Here is a 403-nt window from a genome sequence, read left to right as displayed (position 1 = left end):
TGCCCTTGCAGCTGGAAGTGGAATTCCTCTACATGGCCAGTCATAAGTCTAAAAATACTTCCAACGAATATCTGGAAAACTACTACCGGACCTTTGCCAACATCAAGGACAAGCGCTATGATGGGATGATTATTACTGGCGCCCCGGTTGAACAGCTGCCTTTCCAGGAGGTCGACTACTGGAGCGAGCTCTGCCAGCTGATGGAATGGTCCAAGACCCATGTCTACTCCAGCCTCCACCTTTGCTGGGGAGCGCAAGCCGGGCTTTACTATCACTTTGGGATCGACAAGCAGCCTCTGGAAAAGAAGCTGTCCGGCATTTATGAGCAGGAAGTAGTGGGGGCCAGCCCCCTTCTTCGCGGCTTTGACGACTCCTACCGCTGTCCGCACTCCCGCTATACCGC

General features: G+C 53.8%; 1 protein-coding gene. It reads left to right on the top strand.

The window, feature by feature from the left end:
• A partial coding sequence (locus FD23_RS10445; protein ID WP_236743888.1) for a homoserine O-acetyltransferase/O-succinyltransferase family protein occupies positions 1-403 on the top strand: 403 nt, incomplete at both ends.

Source organism: Lactobacillus delbrueckii subsp. delbrueckii DSM 20074 = JCM 1012, from assembly GCF_001433875.1.
In the GTDB taxonomy this organism is placed as follows: Bacteria; Bacillota; Bacilli; order Lactobacillales; family Lactobacillaceae; genus Lactobacillus; species Lactobacillus delbrueckii.
Note: the sequence above shows the minus strand (reverse complement) of the source record. Positions and strands in the feature narration are given on the sequence as shown.